At 69.0% G+C, this 19,284-nt stretch carries 13 protein-coding genes; 5 read left to right on the forward strand and 8 right to left on the reverse strand.

The features are described 5' to 3' along the window. Window positions 1-41 precede the first annotated feature (41 nt). Entirely contained in the window at window positions 42-2,294 is a 2,253-nt protein-coding gene (gene parC / locus LXB15_RS10745; protein WP_233948457.1) for a DNA topoisomerase IV subunit A, read from the reverse strand. Between the two features lie 230 nt (window positions 2,295-2,524). Here parC and LXB15_RS10750 point away from each other — a divergent pair, with 230 nt between their 5' ends. Then, window positions 2,525-3,727: a hypothetical protein gene (locus LXB15_RS10750; protein WP_233948458.1), complete on the forward strand. Its 1,203-nt coding sequence runs from the start codon at window positions 2,525-2,527 to the stop codon at window positions 3,725-3,727. A gap of 89 nt (window positions 3,728-3,816) precedes the next feature. Here LXB15_RS10750 and LXB15_RS10755 read toward each other — a convergent pair whose 3' ends face one another. Next, window positions 3,817-4,422: a DUF2076 domain-containing protein gene (locus tag LXB15_RS10755; protein WP_233948459.1), complete on the reverse strand. Its 606-nt coding sequence runs from the start codon at window positions 4,420-4,422 to the stop codon at window positions 3,817-3,819. Window positions 4,423-4,522: 100 nt separating this feature from the next. Further along, window positions 4,523-6,313 (reverse strand): aspartate--tRNA ligase, encoded by a 1,791-nt coding sequence (gene aspS / locus LXB15_RS10760; RefSeq protein WP_233948460.1) that lies wholly within the window; start codon window positions 6,311-6,313, stop codon window positions 4,523-4,525. A 175-nt stretch (window positions 6,314-6,488) separates the two neighbouring features. Here aspS and rnd point away from each other — a divergent pair, with 175 nt between their 5' ends. Continuing rightward, complete coding sequence (gene rnd / locus LXB15_RS10765) at window positions 6,489-7,640, forward strand: ribonuclease D (RefSeq protein ID WP_233948461.1); 1,152 nt, start codon at window positions 6,489-6,491, stop codon at window positions 7,638-7,640. Window position 7,641: 1 nt separating this feature from the next. Here rnd and LXB15_RS10770 read toward each other — a convergent pair whose 3' ends face one another. The 5 genes from LXB15_RS10770 to LXB15_RS10790 are packed head-to-tail and all read right to left on the reverse strand — an operon-like array spanning window position 7,642 to window position 14,134. Further along, window positions 7,642-9,156: a Ppx/GppA family phosphatase gene (locus LXB15_RS10770; protein ID WP_233948462.1), complete on the reverse strand. Its 1,515-nt coding sequence runs from the start codon at window positions 9,154-9,156 to the stop codon at window positions 7,642-7,644. Continuing rightward, a complete protein-coding gene (locus LXB15_RS10775; protein ID WP_370640088.1) occupies window positions 9,149-11,686 on the reverse strand; it encodes an RNA degradosome polyphosphate kinase in 2,538 nt (845 codons plus the stop codon). The genes LXB15_RS10770 and LXB15_RS10775 overlap by 8 nt, the downstream gene beginning before the upstream one ends. Window positions 11,687-11,688: 2 nt before the next feature. Beyond that, a complete protein-coding gene (locus LXB15_RS10780) occupies window positions 11,689-12,402 on the reverse strand; it encodes a DnaA ATPase domain-containing protein (protein WP_233948463.1) in 714 nt (237 codons plus the stop codon). 11 nt (window positions 12,403-12,413) lie between these two features. Next, window positions 12,414-13,571 carry an AI-2E family transporter gene (locus tag LXB15_RS10785; RefSeq protein WP_233948464.1) on the reverse strand — a complete coding sequence of 386 codons (1,158 nt, stop codon included), beginning with the start codon at window positions 13,569-13,571 and terminating at the stop codon, window positions 12,414-12,416. After that, a complete protein-coding gene (locus tag LXB15_RS10790; protein ID WP_233948465.1) occupies window positions 13,568-14,134 on the reverse strand; it encodes a CDP-alcohol phosphatidyltransferase family protein in 567 nt (188 codons plus the stop codon). Before LXB15_RS10790 ends, LXB15_RS10785 begins: the two co-directional genes overlap by 4 nt. A 131-nt stretch (window positions 14,135-14,265) precedes the next feature. Between LXB15_RS10790 and purM the strand changes: the two genes are divergently transcribed. The 3 genes from purM (at window position 14,266) to LXB15_RS10805 (ending at window position 19,250) form a co-directional block, all read left to right on the forward strand. Continuing rightward, on the forward strand, window positions 14,266-15,333 hold the full coding sequence (gene purM / locus LXB15_RS10795; protein WP_233948466.1) for a phosphoribosylformylglycinamidine cyclo-ligase: 1,068 nt from the start codon (window positions 14,266-14,268) through the stop codon (window positions 15,331-15,333). Beyond that, window positions 15,330-16,028 (forward strand): phosphoribosylglycinamide formyltransferase, encoded by a 699-nt coding sequence (purN, locus tag LXB15_RS10800; RefSeq protein ID WP_233948467.1) that lies wholly within the window; start codon window positions 15,330-15,332, stop codon window positions 16,026-16,028. The genes purM and purN overlap by 4 nt, the downstream gene beginning before the upstream one ends. A 228-nt stretch (window positions 16,029-16,256) precedes the next feature. Continuing rightward, complete coding sequence (locus LXB15_RS10805; RefSeq protein ID WP_233948468.1) at window positions 16,257-19,250, forward strand: hypothetical protein; 2,994 nt, start codon at window positions 16,257-16,259, stop codon at window positions 19,248-19,250. The last annotated feature ends 34 nt before the right edge of the window (window positions 19,251-19,284 follow it).

Here is a 19,284-nt window from a genome sequence, read left to right on the forward strand (position 1 = left end):
CGCGCCGCCTGGCGGACGATGTCGCGTTGGACGCCGACGGCTCAGCCGGCGAAGCGGTTGCTCTTCGGGAAGCCCTTGGGCACGAGCCGGCCGGCCTGGGCGCGGTCGCCGCGCCATTCCAGCAGCTCCGCTTCGGACCGCACGAACGCCCTGCCGGCCGAATCCGACCAGGCAAGCCCATCCGCCATGCGGAAGACCTTCGCGTCGGCGACGCCGCCATCCTTGTAGCGCTGCAGCCGGACGCCCTTGCCGCGGGCCATCTGCGGCACCTGGGTCAGCGGGAACACCAGCAGCTTGCGGTTGTCGCCGACGATGGCGACGTGGTCGCCCTCGCCCGCCGGCGCCGCCAGGACCAGCCGCACACCGGACGAGACGTTCATCATCTGCTTGCCCTTGCGGGTGGCCGACAGCATGTCGGCCTCGGTCGCCACGAAGCCGTTGCCGTCGGACGAGACGAGCAGCCGCCGCCGGTCCGGATCGGCGACGAAGGCGACCGCGATGTCCTGCTCGTCGTCGAACTCGAAGGCGAGACGGATCGGCTCGCCCTGGCCGCGGCCGCTCGGCAGCTTGTCGGCGCCGAGGGAGAAGGCGCGGCCGCCGGTCGACAGGAACAGCAGCTTGTCGGTGGTCATCGCCGGGAAGGCGAGCTTCAGCCCGTCGCCTTCCTTGAAGGTGAGGCCGCTGTAGTCCGTCAGATGGCCGCGCATGCCGCGCAGGAAGCCCTTCTTCGACAGGACGACCGTCACCGGCTCCTTCTCGATCAGGGCGACGGTGATGTCGTCGATCGCGTGGTTCGGCGCGTCGGCGAACAGCGTCCGGCGCCGCCCGAGCTTGGTCTTCTTGGAGAAGGTCTCGCGGACTTCCTTCACCTCGGCTGCGATCGCCGCCCATTGCTGGACGTCGGAAGCGAGCAGCGCCTCCTTGCCGGCCTTCTCCTCGGTGAGCTGCTCGAACTCGCGGCGCAGCTCGAACTCCTCGAGCTTGCGCAGGGAGCGCAGCCGCATGTTGAGGATCGCCTCGGCCTGCACGTCGGTGAGATCGAAGGTCTGCATCAGCGTCGGCTTCGGCTCGTCCTCCTCGCGGATGATGCGGATCACCTCGTCGAGATTGAGGAAGGCGATCAGATAGCCGCCGAGGACCTCCAGCCGCCGCTCGATCTGCGCGAGCCGGAAGCGGGCCCGCCGGACCAGCACCTCGCGCTGGTGCGCCAGCCACTCGGACAGGACGTCCTTGAGCGACATGACCCGCGGCACCTTGCCGCCGGACAGGACGTTCATGTTGAGCGGGAAGCGCGTCTCGAAATCGGTCAGCCGGAACAGCGATTCCATCAGAATCTCGGCGTCCACCGTGCGGCTCTTCGGCTCCAGCACGATCCGGACGTCCTCGGCCGACTCGTCGCGGATGTCGGCGAGCAGCGGCAGGCGCTTGGCCTGCAGCAGCTCGGCGATCTTCTCGATCAGCTTGGACTTCTGCACCTGGTAGGGGATCTCGGTGACGACGACGACGTAGCCGCCGCGCCCCAGCTCTTCCTTCTCCCAGCGGGCCCGCACCCGGAAGCCGCCGCGGCCGGTGTCGTAGGCCTCGCGGATCACCGCCTGGCTGTCGATGACGACGCCGCCGGTCGGGAAATCCGGTCCCTGCACGAAGCGCAGCAGCATGTCGGTGGTGGCGTCGGGATTCTCGATCAGCTTCAGCGCCGCGTCGCAGAGTTCGGCGGCGTTGTGCGGCGGGATCGAGGTGGCCATGCCGACGGCGATGCCGGAGGACCCGTTGGCGAGGAGGTTCGGGAACGCGCCCGGCAGCACGACCGGCTCCTGGTCCTCCTCGTTGTAGGTGGCCCGGAAATCGACCGCGTCCTCGTCGATGCCGCGCAAAAGCAGCGTCGCGACCTCGGTCATCCGAGCTTCGGTGTAACGCATCGCCGCGGCGCTATCGCCGTCGATATTGCCGAAGTTCCCCTGCCCGTCGATCAGCGGATAGCGGATCGCGAAATCCTGGCTGAGCCGTACCAGCGCGTCGTAGATCGAGGCGTCGCCGTGCGGATGGAACTTGCCCATCACGTCGCCGACGATGCGGGCGCATTTCTTGTAGCCCTGGCCGGGATCGAGCCGCAGCACGCGCATCGCGTGGACGATGCGCCGGTGCACGGGCTTCATGCCGTCGCGCACGTCGGGCAGCGCGCGGCCCATGATCGTCGACAGCGCGTAGGCGAGGTAGCGCTCCTCGAGCGCCGCCTTCAGATCGATCGGTTCGATGTCCCCGGCGCCGGCCGGCGGATCGGTCAACTTGCCCATCCCGCCCCTCTAGGGCACCGCGCCAGCCGGAACAAGACCGGAACGCCGCTTATCCAGAGCTTTGTCCGGCACCCGGCCGCGTGCCGCGGCGCCGCCGCGGCGGCGCCATCACCGCGGCATCTTCGTCGGGGACACTCCCTTATCAGCCCGACGCTTCCGTCCTAGATTGCGTCGGATGCAGCGACACCGCCTGCCGGCAGCGTGCCGGGGCGCCGTTTCAAGAGGTTTCCATGATCGTCAAGACAGGCATTCCGGCCGCCGCCACCGCGGTGCTGCTGCTGTGCACCAGTTCGGCCCTCGCGGTGGATGCGCAGGCCTTTGCCGACCGGCTCAAGGCCGTCGCGTCGACGCAGAGCGTCGAGATGAGCTTCGACAGCGCCGAGGAGGACGGCGACGACGTGGTGCTGCGGGGCGTGCGCTTCTCGCCCGCCTCGGCCGAGGACTCCGAGAAGATCGGGGAAATCACCTTCGAGAACGTCACCGGCTCGACCGCCGAGGGCTGGACGGTCGAGCGGGTGCCGATCGCCGACATCGACGAGACCGAGGAAGGCACGCACTCGACGGTGACCGGCATCGTCATCGAGGGGCTGCATCTCGTCGGCACGGAAGCGACCGACACCCCCGCCGCGATGAGCTTCTCCGAACTCTTCTTCGACAGGGCGGCGGTGGAATCGGTCAATGTCGAGAAGGACGGCAAGAAGGTCTTCAGCCTCAGCGGGGCCGAGATGGAGAACGACATCGCCGACGACGGCACGCTGACCTCGGAATTCGACCTCGGCACGTTCGATGCCGACTTCACCGCCGCGAACGACAATGCCGAGAGCGCCGCGACGATGCGCGAGCTCGGCTACGCGACGCTCGGCGGCAACATCGCCGGCACGGCGACGTGGAACCCGCAGTCCGGGCTGCTCGAACTCGACCCGTTCGACATCGAGTTGACCGATGCCGGCAGCCTCTCCTTCACCTACGCGATCAGCGGCTACACGCCGGCCTTCATCGAGTCGCTGCAGCAACTGCAGCAGCAGATGGCGTCCAACCCGGACAACCAGTCCGCCGCCGGCATGGCGATGATGGGGCTGGTGTCGCAGCTGTTCCTGAACTCGGCCGACCTGGTCTTCGTCGATGACAGCCTGACAGACAAGCTGCTGGACTACTACGCCAAGAAGAACGGCCAGACGCGCGAGCAGCTGATCGAGGGGCTGACCAGCATGCTGCCGGCGATGCTCTCCGACCTGCAGAACCCGACCTTCCAGGAGCAGGTGATCACGGCCGTGACGACCTTCCTCAACGATCCGCAGTCGCTGTCGATCGCCATCGAGCCGACCGCTCCGGTGCCGGCGACGCAGGTGATCGGCGCGGCGATGGGCGCGCCGCAGACCCTGCCGAGCGTGCTCTCCCTCAGCGTCACGGCGAACGACGCCACCGACGACTGACGCAAAAAAGCCGCGCCGCCCGATCGGGTGGCGCGGCTTTCGCTGGTGTCAGGGACCGCAGGGCTGCGCGCCGGCTCTCCGCTCGTGGCTCAGATGTCGTCGAAGCCGCCGAAGTCGCCGCCGGCATCGTCGAAGCCCGCGTCCTCGACCCCGCCGGCATCCGCCTCGGGCTCCGCTGCCGCCGTCTCGTCCGCACCGGCCGTGTCGGCTGCTTCGGCCGCGTCGTTGCCCGTGAACAGGCTTCCGAGCATCGAGCCAAGCATAACGCCGCCGGCAACGCCGAGCGCCGTCTGGGCCGCGCCGGCGAGGAAGCCGCCGCCGCCACCGCTGCGACGCATCCCGGCCGACGGCACGCTGGCGCTGCCGCGCTGGCCCCAGGCCGAACTGGCGGGCCGCTGCGATGCGGCGCCTGCGCCACCCGTCAGGTTGCCGAACAGCCCGCCGCGCGAAGACGCCGATTGCTGCGACCCTGAGGCCGCGCCCGATTCAAGCTCGTCGATCCGCGCCTTGGCCGCTGCCAGCGCCTGATCCTGGACGATGATCGTCTGGGCCATGAAGTACGCCGCGCCGGGCTGGCTGGCGAGCCGCTCGCGGATGAACGCCTCGGCCTCGCCGTCGCGCGGCGGCGCGGTGCGCTCGGTCTGCTCGAGCCGGTCGAAGAGACCGTGAATGAGCTGCTTTTCGGTCTGGTCCATGATCGCGTGTCGCTCCCTGTCCGGAAAACTCCGTCCCGGGGATATGTCGACGCCCCGTCCGCGCTACCAACGCGGACGGGTCACAAGCCCGTGATGGAGCTCAGGCGTCCTTCTTGGCGACCGCCACCCGCAGGCTGAGTTCGCGCAGCTGCTGGGGCGAGGCCTCGGCCGGCGCGTTCATCAGGAGATCCTGCGCCTGCTGGTTCATCGGGAACATGGTGATCTCGCGCAGGTTCCTGGCGCCGACCAGCAGCATGACGATGCGGTCGACACCGGCCGCCATGCCGCCATGCGGCGGGGCGCCGTACTGGAAGGCCCGGTAGAGCCCGCCGAAGCGATCCTCGACCGTCTGCCGGTCGAGCCCGACGATCTCGAAGGCCTTGACCATCGTCTCCGGCAGATGGTTGCGGATGCCGCCCGAGGCGATCTCGAAGCCGTTGCAGACCATGTCGTACTGGAACGCCTTGATGGTCAGCGGATCCTGGCCCTGCAGCGCGTCGATGCCGCCCTGCGGCATGGAGAACGGGTTGTGGCCGAACTCGACCTTCTTGTTCTCCTCGTCCCATTCGTAGAACGGGAAATCGATGATCCAGCAGAGCGCGAAGCGGTCGCGGTCGACGAGGTTCAGCTCTTCGCCGGCACGCGTCCGGGCCGCGCCCGCGAAGGGGTAGAACTTCTTCGGATCGCCTGCGACGAAGAAGCAGGCATCGCCGTCGTCGAGACCGAGCTGCTGGCGGATGGCGTCCGTGCGCTCCTCGCCGATGTTCTTGGCGAGCGGACCGGCGCCCTGTAGCGCCTCGCCTTCCTTGCGCCAGAAGATGTAGCCGAGGCCCGGCTGGCCCTCGCCCTGCGCCCAGGCGTTCATCCGGTCGCAGAAGGCTCTGGAGCCGCCGGTCTTCGCCGGAATCGCCCAGACCTGGTTGTGCGCGCCCGACGCCAGGATGTTTGCAAAGACCTTGAAGCCGGAGTCGCGGAAATGCTCCGAGACGTCCTGCATCTCGATCGGGTTGCGCAGGTCCGGCTTGTCGGACCCGTATTTGCGGATCGCCTCGTCATAGGCGATGCGCGGGAATTCCTGCGTCACCGGCTTGCCGTCGGCGAAGGTCTCGAACACCGACCGGATCACCGGCTCCATCGTGGCGAGCACGTCCTCCTGCTCGACGAAGCTCATCTCGAGGTCGAGCTGGTAGAACTCGCCCGGCAGGCGGTCCGCGCGGGGATCTTCATCCCGGAAGCAGGGCGCGATCTGGAAATAGCGATCGAAGCCCGAGACCATGATCAGCTGCTTGTAGATCTGTGGCGCCTGCGGCAGCGCGTAGAACTTGCCGCCATGGATGCGCGAGGGCACCAGGAAGTCGCGCGCGCCTTCCGGCGAGGAGGCCGTCAGGATCGGCGTCGAGAACTCGGTGAAGCCCGCCCCGCTCATGCGATTGCGCATCTCGGCGATGATCTTGGTGCGCGACACGATGTTGCGGTGGAGCGTCTCGCGGCGCAGGTCGAGGAAGCGGTACTTGAGGCGGATGTCCTCGGGGTAGTCCGGCTCGCCGAAGACCGGCAGCGGCAGTTCCTTCGAGGCCGACAGCACCTCGATCTCCTGCGCGAACACCTCGATCTCGCCGGTCGGCAGCTTCGCGTTGACCGTCTCGTCGGAGCGCGCCTTGACCAGCCCGTCGACGCGGATGACCCATTCGCCGCGCACCGTCTCGGCCGCCTTGAAGGCTGGCGAATCGGGATCGACGACGATCTGCGTCAGGCCGTAGTGATCGCGCAGGTCGATGAAGAGCAGGCCGCCATGGTCGCGAATGCGGTGCGCCCAGCCGGACAGGCGGACGGTCTCGCCGACATCCCCCTTGCGCAGGGCGGCGCAGCTGTGACTGCGATAGCGGTGCATGGCATTCTCTCTGTGCTGTCGCCGCCGCCGCGTGGGAACGCGCGGTCGACCGGGCTTGCGGTAAGGCTGAAATCGCCGGCGACAAGCGCATGGGCGCCCGGCGCTGTCAAGATTTCGCGGGATTCCTCGCCCATCCGGCTATCAACGTCCGGGGTCTTGGGGCAGAAGGGAAAGCATGCAAACCATTACCACTACCGCGGCGCTCGCCGAGGCCTGCGCCACCTTCGCCAAAGCCACCTTCGTCACCGTCGACACCGAGTTCATCCGCGAGACCACCTTCTGGCCGGAGCTCTGCCTCGTCCAGATGGCCTCCGACGACCTCGCCGTGCTGGTCGACCCGCTGGCCGAGGGCATCGACCTCGCGCCGTTCTTCGAGCTGATGCGCGACGAGCGCGTGATCAAGGTTTTCCACGCCGCGCGCCAGGACATCGAGATCGTCTACAAGCTCGGCGGCCTCGTCCCGGCACCCCTGTTCGACACGCAGGTCGCGGCGATGGTCTGCGGCTTCGGCGATTCGATCGCCTACGACCAGCTGGTGGCGCGCACCAGCGAAGGACGCATCGACAAGACCTCGCGCTTCACCGACTGGCGCCACCGGCCGCTGAGCCAGGAGCAGCTGACCTACGCCCTCGCCGACGTCACCTATCTGCGCGACGTCTACCGGGCGCTGAAGGCGCAGCTGGAGGCGGAAGGGCGCAGCGACTGGCTGGCCGAGGAAATGGCGACGCTCGCCGACCCGGCGACCTACGACCTGCACCCCGACGACGCCTGGCGCAGGCTGAAGCTGCGCGTCCGCAAGCCCATCGAGCTGCAGGTGCTGAAGGAAGTGGCTGCCTGGCGGGAGCGCGAGGCACGCGAAATCGACAAGCCGCGCGGCCGGATCATCAAGGACGACGCGATCTACGAGATCGCCCAGCAGCAGCCCCGCGACGAGCAGGCCTTGGCCCGGCTGCGGACGATTCCGCGGGGATTCGAGCGCAGCAATGCCGGCCAGGAGATCCTCGCCGCCGTCGCCCGGGCGCTCGCCGTGCCGAAGTCCGACCTGCCGGCGATCCCCCGCCCGCCGCAACTGCCGGAAGGCACCGCCGCGGCGGTGGAATTCCTCAAGGTGCTGCTGAAGATCGTCGTCGAGGAGAAGGGCGTCGCCGCCAAGATGATTGCCTCGGGCGACGACCTTGAAAAGCTCGCCTGGAAGGGCGAAGCCGCCGAGATCCCGGCGATGGACGGCTGGCGTCGCGAGATCTTCGGCGAACGCGCGCTGGAACTGCTGAAGGGTGAGACCGGTCTCGTCTACCGCAACCGGCGCGTCGAGGTGGTGGCGCTGTAGCTCAGCGCGCCTCCATCCGCAGCGACTTGCCGATCGTCTTGGCGAATTGCTGCAGCCGCCCCTCCGGCCGCTCGCCGATCAGCGCCGCCAGCGACCGGGGCACCACCAGCGTGAAGCCGCCGCGCAGATCCTGCGCCCAGCGCAGCTGGTCGAGGACGCCCGGCATCGAGGCGGTCATCAGATAGGTGACGCGGAACAGCGACGCGAGGATGCGGGCGCGCGCCAGCAGCCGCTCGTCGACGAGGCTCTCGAGTTCCGGCAGCTGCACCTGCTCGAAACTGCCCTCGTGCCGATAGTAGTTGGTCAAGCCCAGATAGGCCCGGCCACGATGGTCGACCGCCGGGAAGGCCGCGTGGGCGATGATCGACAGGGCCTGCTTGCCGCGATAGTCCGGATGCGCCCGCCAGCCGATGTCGGCGAGCAGGCACGCCGCCTCGCGCAGCCGCTCCTCCTCGGGCGATTCGTCGACCCCGAAAGCCTCGAAGGTCCGCCGGCTCCATTCGACGAGTTCCATCGCATGGGCCGGGGAGCGGGAACGCAGGATCGAGAGCTCGCGGGCCGCCTCGATGAGCGGATCCTTGGCCTTCTCCTCGTCGGGGAGCAGCGAGTGCAGGTAGCCTTCGCGGACGCCGAGCGCCGACAGGACGATCCGCGACGGCTTGATGAAGCGGATGACGCTCTTCAGCGTGATCGCGCCGTAGGCGAGCAGCGCCCGGCGCGACTTGGAGACCGCGGCGATGCCGGGGATCTTCTCCGGGTCGCTGCGGACCACCGCGTCGAGGAACCCGTCGAGCTTGCCGGCATCGAGTTCGTAGCCGTGCATGACGTGTAGCGGGTAGCGGGTCTGCTCCATGTGCAGCTTGGCGAGGTTGCGCCACGTCCCGCCGACGGCGAAGAACGGGCGGCCCTCGCCGGCGCCGGCCAGTGCGCAGGCGGAGAGATGGCTGTCAGAGATCGTCTGGGCCCGCACCAGGTCACCGTCGGCGAGGTCGCGCAGGCGCAGGCCGCCGAGCGGCAGCGTCAGGCCGCCCTCGAAGAGACCCTCATGGATGTCGACGAGTTCGAGGCTGCCGCCGCCAAGATCCCCGGCAATGCCATTCGGCATGTGAAAGCCCGACAGGACGCCTTCGGCGGCATAACGCGCCTCGTCCGGCCCGGACAGGATGATCACCTTCCGCCCGATCGCGGCTTCGGCGGCGGCGAGGAATTCGGGTCCGTTCTGGGCTTCCCGGGCAGCCGCCGTGGCGATCGGGTAGAGCTCGGCCACCTGCGCCTGCTCGGCCAGCTGGCGGAAGCGGCGCAGCGCCCCCAGCGCGCTCTCCACCGCCTGCGGATCGAGGCGGTTGCTCTGCGCCAGCCCCTTGCCGAGGCCGCTCAGCACCTTCTCGTTGAACAGCACGGTCAGCGCCCGGCTGTTGCCTTCGTAGATGACCAGTCGCACCGAGTTCGAACCGATGTCGACGACAGCTACCGGAATGCGGCCCTGCAGCCGGCCCTGGACGGGAAGTTCAGTCAAAGCGGGCGTGGTCCGCTCGCTGCCTTGCGATGAGTCTGGGTGCATCCGACTTCAGTGCTTTGCCGCGCCCTGACAGGCTCGGATTGGTCATGAAATAGCGCTGGGCGTTGAACGGCTGTTCGCCCGGCGAGGGCACGATATGGCGCGACGTGCCGTCCGAGGCGACCGACCAGCTCTGCTGGTTGTCGAGAATGTTGCCGAGCATGATCTGCGACAGGATCTGGCTGTGCACGGTGGGCGTGGTGATCGGCACGAGGGTCTCCACGCGCCGGTCGAGATTGCGCGGCATCAGGTCCGCCGAGCCGATGTAGACGATCGCTGCCTCCGAGGGCAGGCCACTGCCGTTGCCGAAGCAGAACACCCGGCTGTGCTCGAGGAACCGGCCGACGATCGACTTGACGCGGATGTTGTCCGACAGGCCAGGAACGCGGGGCCTGAGGCAGCAGATGCCGCGTACGATCAGGTCGATCTCCACCCCCGCCCGGCTGGCGCGGTAGAGCTCGTCGATGATCGCCGGGTCGACCAGCGAATTCATCTTCATCCAGATCTGCCCCGGCCGCCCCGCCTTGGCGTGGGCGATCTCGTCGCGGATATGGCCGATGATGCGCTGGCGCAGGTTCAACGGCGAGATGGCCAGCTTCCTGACCTCGGTGGGTTCGGCATAGCCGGTGATGTAGTTGAAGATCAGCGAGATGTCGTGCGCGATCTCGGGATCGGCGGTGAAATAGGACAGGTCCGTGTAGATGCGCGCGGTGATCGGATGGTAGTTGCCGGTGCCGATGTGGCAGAAGCTGACCAGCCGCCCCTCCTCCCGGCGCACCACCAGCGACAGCTTGGCGTGGGTCTTCTTCTCGATGAAGCCGAACACCACCTGCACGCCCGCCCGCTCCAGATCGCGGGCCCAGCGGATGTTGGCCTCCTCGTCGAAGCGCGCCTTGAGCTCGACCAGCGCGGTCACCGACTTGCCCGCCTCGGCTGCGTCGACCAAAGCCCGGACGATCGGCGAGTCGTTGGAGGTGCGGTAGAGCGTCTGCTTGATGGCGATGACATTCGGGTCCTGGGCCGCCTGGCGCAGGAACTGCACGACCACGTCGAAGGACTCGTACGGGTGGTGGACGATGATGTCCTTCTCGCGGATTGCCGCGAAACAGTCGCCATTGTGCTCGCGGATCCGCTCGGGGAAACGCGGCAGATAGGGCGCGAACTTCAGGTCGTCGCGCGGCGCCTTGCAGAGCTGCGACACAGAATCCAGCGCCAGCATGCCGTCCATCACCGAGATGCGGTTGTCCGGCACCTCCAGTTCGGCCGCCACGAAATTGCGCAGCGCCTCCGGCATCACCGAATCGAACTCGATGCGGATCACCGACCCTCGCCGGCGGCGCTTCAGCGCGCTCTCGAACAGCCGCACCAGGTCCTCGGCCTCCTCCTCGATCTCGATGTCGGAGTCGCGGATGATGCGGAACGTGCCGGCGCCGCGCACCCGGTAGCCGGGGAACAGCTTGGCGATGAACAGCGCGACGACGCTTTCCAGCGGCACGAAGCGCATGACGCCGGAGTCGGTCAGCGGCATCTCGATGAAGCGCTGCAGCGCCACGGGCAGGCGCAGCAGGGCGTTCATGCGCTGCGAATCGCGCTCGCGCATCAGCGTCAGGGCGATCGAGAAGCCGAGATTGGGGATGAACGGAAAGGGATGCGCCGGGTCGATGGACAGCGGCGTCAGCACCGGGAAGATCGTCTCCTCGAAATGCCGCTCGAGCCAGGCGCGGTCGGCGCCCTTCAGCTCGCCGGCGCCGACGATGTGGATGCGTTCCTGGCGCAACGCCTTGACGAGGTCGGCGAGCGAGGCCTGCTGCTCCTCCTGCAGCTCGACGACGTCCGTCAGGATCCGTTCGAGCTGTTCCTGCGGGGTCAGCCCGTCGATGCTGCGGACGGCGATCTTCTCGCGCACCTGGCCGGCCAGGCCTGCGACGCGCACCATGAAGAACTCGTCGAGATTGTCGGCCGAGATCGACAGGAAGCGGACCCGTTCCAGCAGCGGATGCGCGGTGTTCTGCGCTTCCTCGAGGACGCGTCGGTTGAACTGCAGCCAAGAGATCTCGCGATTGATGAAGCGATCGGCGGGCAGCGGCTCCTCGACCGGCTCGGACGCCGGCGGAGCCGGTTCGGGCGGTGCCGGCGGCGTCTCCAGGATGAGCGCGGCTTCCGGCGAATCCGTCGCGTCGCCCGCCGGAAGCGGCCCGGCCGCCGGCGCTGCACTCTCCTCCGGCGCGGCGTCCGGGGACGCAGGGGCTACGGGCTTGCGCCGGCTGGTCGCGGGTTTTCGCGCGCTCCTGCCAGCCCTCGCCGTCGCCGGCGTTCCCGCGATGTCCGGGACTTTCCCGTTGCGCGCGGCGTCGCCGGCGGCGCCCGGCTCGGCGCCCGCCGGTTCAGCCGGTGCGGCCTTCGGCTTGACGGCCGCAAGCCGGCGCGTGCGGGTGACCGGCTTCCGGGTGCTCGTGCGCGTCTGCGGCTTCGGTGAGGTCGTGTCCATGGTCATTCCTCCGTGGCGGCCGGATAGGGGTCGGACACGACCGTTTGATGACGCACGGCTTCCGCCTCCCGGTCAAGCACCCGCTTGAGCAGGCGGCGGGTGACGCGCTCCTTGGAGGCGAGGGCCTCGCGGTCCGCCTCCGCAACCAGCCGCCGCGCCGCGTCGAGCGATCGCTCCATGCGCTCGCCGAGAAAGCGCAGGGCCTTCGCATCGATATCGATCTGGCGATCGGCGAACAGCTTCACGAGGACTCCGGCGAGGAGTTCGTCGTCGGGGGCGCCGAGTTCGGCGACGGTCGCGGCGGCGAGCCGGGATCGCAGGTCGGCCAGCGCGAAGGGCAGATCGCGCGGCGCCCGTCGCGACGTCGCCAGCAGCGTCCCGCCGCCGAGGCGCGCGGCGTTGACCACCGCGAAGAGTTCGTCCTCGCCCAGGTCGCAGCGGTCGATATCGTCGAGCACGGCGCGGAAATCCTGCTGCTCGAGCAGCGCCGGCAATTCGCCGCGCCGCACTGGCACCGCACCCGTCCGCTCCGCCCAGGCCGCGGCGAGATGGGTCTTGCCGGAGCCCGGCGGGCCGACGATCGCCAGCACCGAATGCCGCCAGGCCGGCCAGGAATCGATCGCCTCCACCGCCAGCCGGTTCGAGCCGGACAGGACGATGTCGTCGCGGGAATGCGAGGCCTGGTGGGGCAGTTCGAGCGGGATCTGGGCAGGCAATGCGCGCTACCTCAGGCGCCGGGTTCCGGATCGACACCGGACCGGATGACGTGCGGCGGCGTGCGGGCCTCGAGCCGCGCCGGATCCACCAGCGGGCTGCGGCCGAAGAACATCTCGCTGTGCAGATACTGCCCAAGCGCGAAACGCACCAGCACGCCGACGGCGGCGGCCGCCGGGACCGCGATCAGCAGGCCGACGAAGCCGAACAGCGTGCCGAAGGCGAACAGCGCGAACATCAGCCAGACCGGGTGCAGGCCGACCGAGGCGCCGACCAGTTTCGGCTGCAGGATGTTGCCCTCGAAGAACTGGCCGATGAAGAAGATCGCAGCGACGGCAACCACCCACGGCCAGTCGGGCCAAAATTGCACCAGCGCCACGCCGATCGACAGGATCAGGCCGATCGCCGAGCCGACATAGGGAACGAAGGAGATCATCCCGGTGAACAGCCCGATCAGCAGGCCGAAATTGAGGCCCACAAGGGTCAGGCTGACGCCGTAGAACGTCCCGAGGATCAGGCAGACGCTGCCCTGCCCGCGCACGAAGCCGGCCACCGAGGCGTCGATGTCGCGCGCCAGCCGGCGCACCGTGGCGACGTGCTGGCGGGGAATCCAGCTGTCCACCTTGTCGACCATGCGGTCCCAATCGAGCAGCATGTAGAAGGCGACCACCGGCGTCACCACGAACAGCGACACGAAGTTGACGACCGCCAGCGAGGACGACCACAGCGAGCCGAGGAACGAGGTGACGATGCCGGTGCCCTGGCTGGCGAACTGCGCGAGGTCCTGCTTGAGATCGAGCTCGTCGCCCGTGAACAGGAAGGCGAGCGGCCCGGCCCGGGCGGAGACGGCCAGCGCCTGCAGGCTGTCCAGATACTCCGGCAGACGCTCCGAGAAGCTGACGATCTGGCCGCCCACCACCGGCACCACGATCAGCACGGCGGCTGCCAGGAAGACGATGAACAGGACGAGGATGAACACGGTCGCGGCAAGACGCGACAGGCCGCGGCGCTGGAACCAGTCGGCGACCGGATCGAGGAAATACGCCATCGCCATGCCGAGCACGAAGGGCAGCAGGATGCCCGAAAACACCCACAGCATCACGACGCAAAGCAGGGCCGCCAGGCTCCAGAACAGCACCTGGCGTCGGATCAGCGCGCTTTGGTCGGTCATCGCGATTCGTCTTCCCGGTGCATCGGCGGTTCGCCGGAAGCCATATGCCGAAGCCACTCGACGAGATAGGCAGCGGCCGACAGGCCGGTCAAGAGCGCCGTCACGGCGATCAGGACGTCCACCAGGACCGCGAGGGGAAGGCCCAGAACCGGCTCGGCGAGCGCGAAACCGGCGAGCAGTAGCTGCGCCAGCGTCGTCAGCTTCGACACCAGCAGCGGCCGGACGGTGATCGGCCGGCCCATCATGAAGGACAGGACGACCGCCGCCATGATCAGGAGATCGCGGCTGACCACCGCGATGGCCAGCCAGGTCGGCAGGTCCCCGAGCAGGGCAAGGCCGACGAAGATGGTGATCAGCAGCGCCTTGTCGGCGATCGGGTCGAGATAGGCGCCGAGTGCGGAGCGCTGGTTGAAGCGGCGGGCGATCGCCCCGTCGACCGCGTCCGAAATGCCGGCCACGATGAAGATCAGGAAGGCAAGGCCGGCACGCCCGTCGATCAACGCCCAGACCAGTACCGGGACGGCCAGCAGCCGGGCGATCGAGATGAGGTTCGGGACGGTCATCGGGCGATCCCCAACTGCCCCGTCGTCCCGTTCGCGGCCTGCCCGACGCCTGTGCCGATCCCGCTTGCCATGCCCCGGGTCTTGCTCGCGGCCGGCGATCATGTCAACTCGGCGCGAACAGAGGCGGGACCATGGCCGACAACACCAATGCTCTGACCTATCGCGACGCCGGGGTCGACATCGACGCCGGCAACGAGCTCGTCCAACGCATCAAGCCGCATGTGCGGGCCACCGCGCGGCGCGGCGCGGACGGCGAGATCGGCGGCTTCGGCGGGCTGTTCGACCTCAAGGCGGCCGGCTTCACCGATCCGCTGCTGGTCGCCGCCAATGACGGCGTCGGCACCAAGCTGCGGGTGGCGATCGAGACCGGCATCCACGACACGATCGGCATCGACCTCGTGGCGATGTGCGTCAACGACCTCGTCGTGCAGGGCGCCGAGCCGCTGTTCTTCCTCGACTACTACGCCACCGGCAAGCTCGACCCGGCGGAGGGCGAGGCCATCGTCCGCGGCATCGCCGAGGGCTGCCGGCAGGCCGGCTGCGCGCTGATCGGCGGCGAGACGGCGGAGATGCCGGGGCTCTACGCCGACAGGGACTACGACCTCGCCGGCTTCGCGGTGGGCGCGGTGGAGCGCGACCGGCTGCTGCCGGCCGGCGGCATCGCCGCCGGCGACATGATCCTCGGGCTCGCCTCCTCCGGCGTCCATTCCAACGGCTATTCGCTGGTGCGGCGCATCGTCGAATTGTCCGGCGTCGGCTATGGCGACCCGGCGCCCTTCGACACCGGACGCAGCCTCGGCGCGGCGCTGATCGAGCCGACGCGGATCTACGTCAAGCCGCTGCTGTCGGTCTTCGCCGAGACCGCCGGCATCAAGGCGCTGGCGCACATCACCGGCGGCGGCTTCGTCGAGAACATTCCGCGCGTCCTGCCGGACACGCTGCGCGCCGACATCGACCTCTTCGCCGTGCCGGTACCGCCGGTCTTCGGCTGGCTGTCGCGGACCGGAGGGGTCGCGGAAGCCGAGATGCTGCGCACCTTCAACTGCGGCATTGGCATGATCGTGGTGGTCTCGGAGGCCGACGCGGCGACGGTCGGCGCCTTGCTGCAGGCGGCCGGCGAAACGGTGGTGCCGCTCGGGCGCGTGCTGGAGCGCAAGGGCGAGGCCGTCACCTTCAACGGCAGGCTGGCGCTGGCATGAGCAGCGTCCGCCGCAAGCGCGTCGTCGTCCTGATATCGGGGCGCGGCTCGAACATGAACGCGCTGATTGCGGCCTCGATGGACCCCGCCTATCCCGGCCAGATCGTCGGGGTGATCGCCAACAAGCCGGATGCCCCCGGCCTCGAGACGGCGCGGCGGCACGGCATCGCGACCATCGGCGTCGACCAGAAGGCCTACGAGAACCGCGACGCGCACGAGGCGGCGGTGCTCGCCGCGCTGGCCGATCTCGATCCGGACGTCGTCTGCCTTGCCGGCTACATGCGTCTCCTGTCGGCAGCCTTCGTGCAGCGCTATGCCGGACGACTGATCAACATCCACCCGTCGCTGCTGCCGCTGTTTCCCGGCCTCGAGACGCACGAGCGGGCGCTGGCCGCCGGCATGCGGATCCATGGCTGCACCGTGCACTTCGTCACCGAGCGCATGGACGAAGGGCCGATCATCGCCCAGGCGGCGATCGCCGTGGAAGCCGGCGACACGGCCGCCAGCCTGTCCGAACGGCTGCTGCGCGCCGAGCACCGGCTCTACCCGCATGCCCTGAGACTGGTCCTCGACGGCACGGTGCGCATGACCAACGGCCGCGCCGTGACGGAGCGCCGGCGACCGGAGCCGGACGAAGGAGATGGTCCGGCGGAGAGCCCGCTGATGCTGGTCTCGCCGGACGCCCGTCGGGGCTAGGACGGACGGCTTCGGCCAGCAGGCCGGCGAACCGTACACCGCAAGATTTTACGCAAAGGCAAGCTGGCGACGGACCCTTCCGTCTGCGATAGTTCGGGCATCGGTCTGCCAGCCGCGGGCAGGCCGAGCGGACTGCCTCCCTGCGTCGAGTGCCGAGCCTTCGGGACCACGACGAGGCGCTGCTCCGCCGGCGCCAGGGGGCGCCGGGACAGGCGGCCCGGAGCGGCGATGCGTGTTCTTCCGAGTGTCCGTCTGCACCATCCTCGCCGCCTGCGGCTGACGGTCCTGAGCGTTGCTGCCCTACTCATGGCGATCGAGACAGCCCGGGCCGGCTCCTGCCTGGCCGAGCGCCCCGAACCGCTGCTGCCGGAGGATCCGGCGGCCTGCGCCAGCCTCGCCGAGGCGGTGCGCAAGCCGTCCGCCCTGCCGCTCGACCAGTACGAGGCAAAGCTCGACCAGTTCTTCGGCCAGTACTGCCACCGCGACACCGAAGCCGGCTGGCGACGCGACCGCACGGTCCGCGATACCGGCCCGTTCACCGCCCGCTTTGCCGACGGGCAATGGACCGGCACCGATCACGGCACGCATGCGCCGGTGGTGATCTGGTATTCGCCGGAGATGGCCGACTGGCTGGTCGCCAACCGCAGCGAGGACGGCGCCACGCCCGCAACGCCGCCGCCGGTCCCGGACGGCGCGATGATGGTCAAGGAGATGTTCCCGGCGCCGGCCGCGGACTGCGTTGCCGTGCCGCCGGAGCGGCTGTTCCCGACCAGCGGCGCAGCGGTGATGATCCGCGATGCCGAGGCCTCCTTCGACGGCTGGTTCTGGGGCTGGTACGGCTTCGGGCCGGACAGCGGCTGGGCGCCCGACTGGCCGCCCGCGCCGAGCAACCCGCTGCCGAACATGGGCTTCGCGCAATATTGCCTGAACTGCCACGCCTCCGCCGAGAACAACCACACCTTCGCCTCGCCGAAGAACATTCTCGGCGAACCGGGGCGCTCGCTGGTCTTCCTCAGCCAGAACGTGCCGCCGCAGCCGCCGGCGGAGTCGCATCATGACGCCGTGACCACCCAGGAAGACCCGGTGCGCCGGCACGGCCAGCCGCTACCGGCGCCCGACCGGGACGTGCTGGAAGCGCTCCGCGCCTATGTCGCGGGTGCGGTCGATCCCGGCAGCGTCGCGCCGATGCCGTCGCAGACCTACGACCAGACATGGGTGGCCGCCGGCGGGCCGACGGCGGCCGACACGTTCCTCAGCTCCAGCCAGTGCCTCGGCTGCCACGACGCCGGCAGCACCGGGCTGCAATTCGACATGACGGCGCCGAACCCGCATGGCGCGAACCTGGAAAACCTGTCGCCCTATGCGACCTGGCGCTCGTCGCCGATGGGTCTCGCCGGCCGCGACCCGTTCTTCTTCGCGCAGCTGGCGAGCGAGACGCAGAGCTTCCATCCCGGCGCCAGCGACGTCGTTCAGGACACCTGCCTCGGCTGCCACGGAATCACCGGCCAGCGGCAGTTCCATATCGACGGGTCGGCGGACGGCGGCGCCTGTGCGCCTTTCCGGCGGGAGATGGTCGACGCGGTCCCCTACCCGGACGGCAATCCCACCGCCGAACACGCCAAGTTCGGGGCGCTGGCGCGCGACGGCATCTCCTGCACGGCCTGCCACCGCATGGCGCTCGGCGAGGCCGGCAAGGCCGCGGCGAATGAGCCGCAGAATGCCTGTGTCGCCGAGCGGCAGGCATTCCTCAACCCCGACAATACCGGCTTCGCGCGCACCTTCACCGGCAGCTTCCTGGTCGGCGCCCCGGACCGGCTGATCGGGCCGTTCGAGAATCCCAAGACCACGCCGATGAAGGCGGCCTTCGGCAACATCCCCGCCCACGATACGGCGATCGCGAGCTCGGAGATCTGCGGCACCTGCCACACCGTGCACCTGCCGGTGATGCAGGATGCCAAGGTGATCGCCCACACCTACGAGCAGACCACCTATCCCGAGTGGGCGTTCAGCGCCTATCGCACCGGCGAGAGCCCGGACGGGCCCCTGCCGCTCGGCCCCGGCAGCGCCGCCGAATCCTGCCAGGGCTGCCACATGCCGTCGCGCGATGCGGCCGGCGTGCCCTATCGCAGCAAGATCGCCAGCATTCAGGAGTATTCCAACTTCCCGCAGGCCGAGAACGTCCGGCCGCCGGAGGAGATCGACCTTGCTGAGCGCGACGGCTTCGCCCGTCACACGCTGGTCGGGCTCAACGTCTTCCTCATCAAGATCGCTCAGCAGTTTCCGGACATACTGGGAATCGGCCTGCCCGACCCGATGCTCGGCAAGAAGGGCCTAGACCCGCTGCTGCGCACCGAACGGGCGATGCTGGACCTTGCAACCGACGGCACCGCGGCGATCATGGCGACGGAAATCACGAGCGACGGCAAGATGTTGAAGGCAACGGTGAATGTCGAGAACAAGGCCGGCCACAAGTTCCCGTCCGGCGTCGGCTTCCGCCGGGCCTTCGTTGAATTCCGGGTGCTCGACGCAGGCGGCGAGACGCTGTGGGCCTCGGGTCGCACCGACGGCGCCGGCGTGCTGGTCGATGCCTCGGGCGCGCCGGTGACCGGCGAGAATTGGTGGACGGCGGATTGTTCGGCGCGCGTCGAGCCCGAGCGGCGGCTGCACCAGCCGCACTACCAGGAGATCACCCGGCAGGACCAGGTGCAGGTCTACCAGGAGTTGGTCTCCACCCCGCCGGAGGGGCCGGAGCCGCCGATCTGCGGGCCCGGCACGACGCCTGCGGGCATGCTGACGACGAGCTTCCTGTCGATCTGCTCGTCGGTGAAGGACAACCGGCTGCTGCCGCACGGCTATCTCGGGGTCGACGACCGCAAGCTGATCGCGGCGGCGCTGGGCGCCGGGGAGGAACTGGCGCTGGAGACCGGCTCCTACGGCGTCGGCGACGACCCGGACTACCAGACCGGCGGCGGCGACAGCCTGGTCTACGCCGTGCCGCTGGCCGACCTGCCCGCGGGCAGCACGCCGGCCTCGGTCGAGGCGACGCTCTACTACCAGGCGACGCCGCCCTTCTACCTGCAGGACCGGTTCTGCACCGGCAAGGGCGCCGACACCGACCGGCTGAAATACCTCGTCGGCCGGCTCGACCTTGCGGGCTCGCGGGCCGAGGACTGGAAGCTGCGGGTGGTGACGACCGGGCCGGTGGCAATCAAGGCGCCCTGACAAAGCGGTCCCGGCACCGTCGCGTCACCGAATG

Source organism: Aurantimonas sp. HBX-1 (assembly GCF_021391535.1).
Lineage (GTDB): Bacteria > Pseudomonadota > Alphaproteobacteria > Rhizobiales > Rhizobiaceae > Aurantimonas.

What these genes read in the sequence shown, in the direction of transcription:
- parC (WP_233948457.1), bottom strand. Translation starts at nt 2,294, where the DNA reads ATGGGCAAGTTGACCGATCCGCCGGCCGGCGCCGGGGACATCGAACCG.
- LXB15_RS10750 (WP_233948458.1), top strand. Translation starts at nt 2,525, where the DNA reads ATGATCGTCAAGACAGGCATTCCGGCCGCCGCCACCGCGGTGCTGCTG.
- LXB15_RS10755 (WP_233948459.1), bottom strand. Translation starts at nt 4,422, where the DNA reads ATGGACCAGACCGAAAAGCAGCTCATTCACGGTCTCTTCGACCGGCTC.
- aspS (WP_233948460.1), bottom strand. Translation starts at nt 6,313, where the DNA reads ATGCACCGCTATCGCAGTCACAGCTGCGCCGCCCTGCGCAAGGGGGAT.
- rnd (WP_233948461.1), top strand. Translation starts at nt 6,489, where the DNA reads ATGCAAACCATTACCACTACCGCGGCGCTCGCCGAGGCCTGCGCCACC.
- LXB15_RS10775 (WP_370640088.1), bottom strand. Translation starts at nt 11,686, where the DNA reads ATGGACACGACCTCACCGAAGCCGCAGACGCGCACGAGCACCCGGAAG.
- LXB15_RS10785 (WP_233948464.1), bottom strand. Translation starts at nt 13,571, where the DNA reads ATGACCGACCAAAGCGCGCTGATCCGACGCCAGGTGCTGTTCTGGAGC.
- LXB15_RS10790 (WP_233948465.1), bottom strand. Translation starts at nt 14,134, where the DNA reads ATGACCGTCCCGAACCTCATCTCGATCGCCCGGCTGCTGGCCGTCCCG.
- purM (WP_233948466.1), top strand. Translation starts at nt 14,266, where the DNA reads ATGGCCGACAACACCAATGCTCTGACCTATCGCGACGCCGGGGTCGAC.
- purN (WP_233948467.1), top strand. Translation starts at nt 15,330, where the DNA reads ATGAGCAGCGTCCGCCGCAAGCGCGTCGTCGTCCTGATATCGGGGCGC.
- LXB15_RS10805 (WP_233948468.1), top strand. Translation starts at nt 16,257, where the DNA reads ATGCGTGTTCTTCCGAGTGTCCGTCTGCACCATCCTCGCCGCCTGCGG.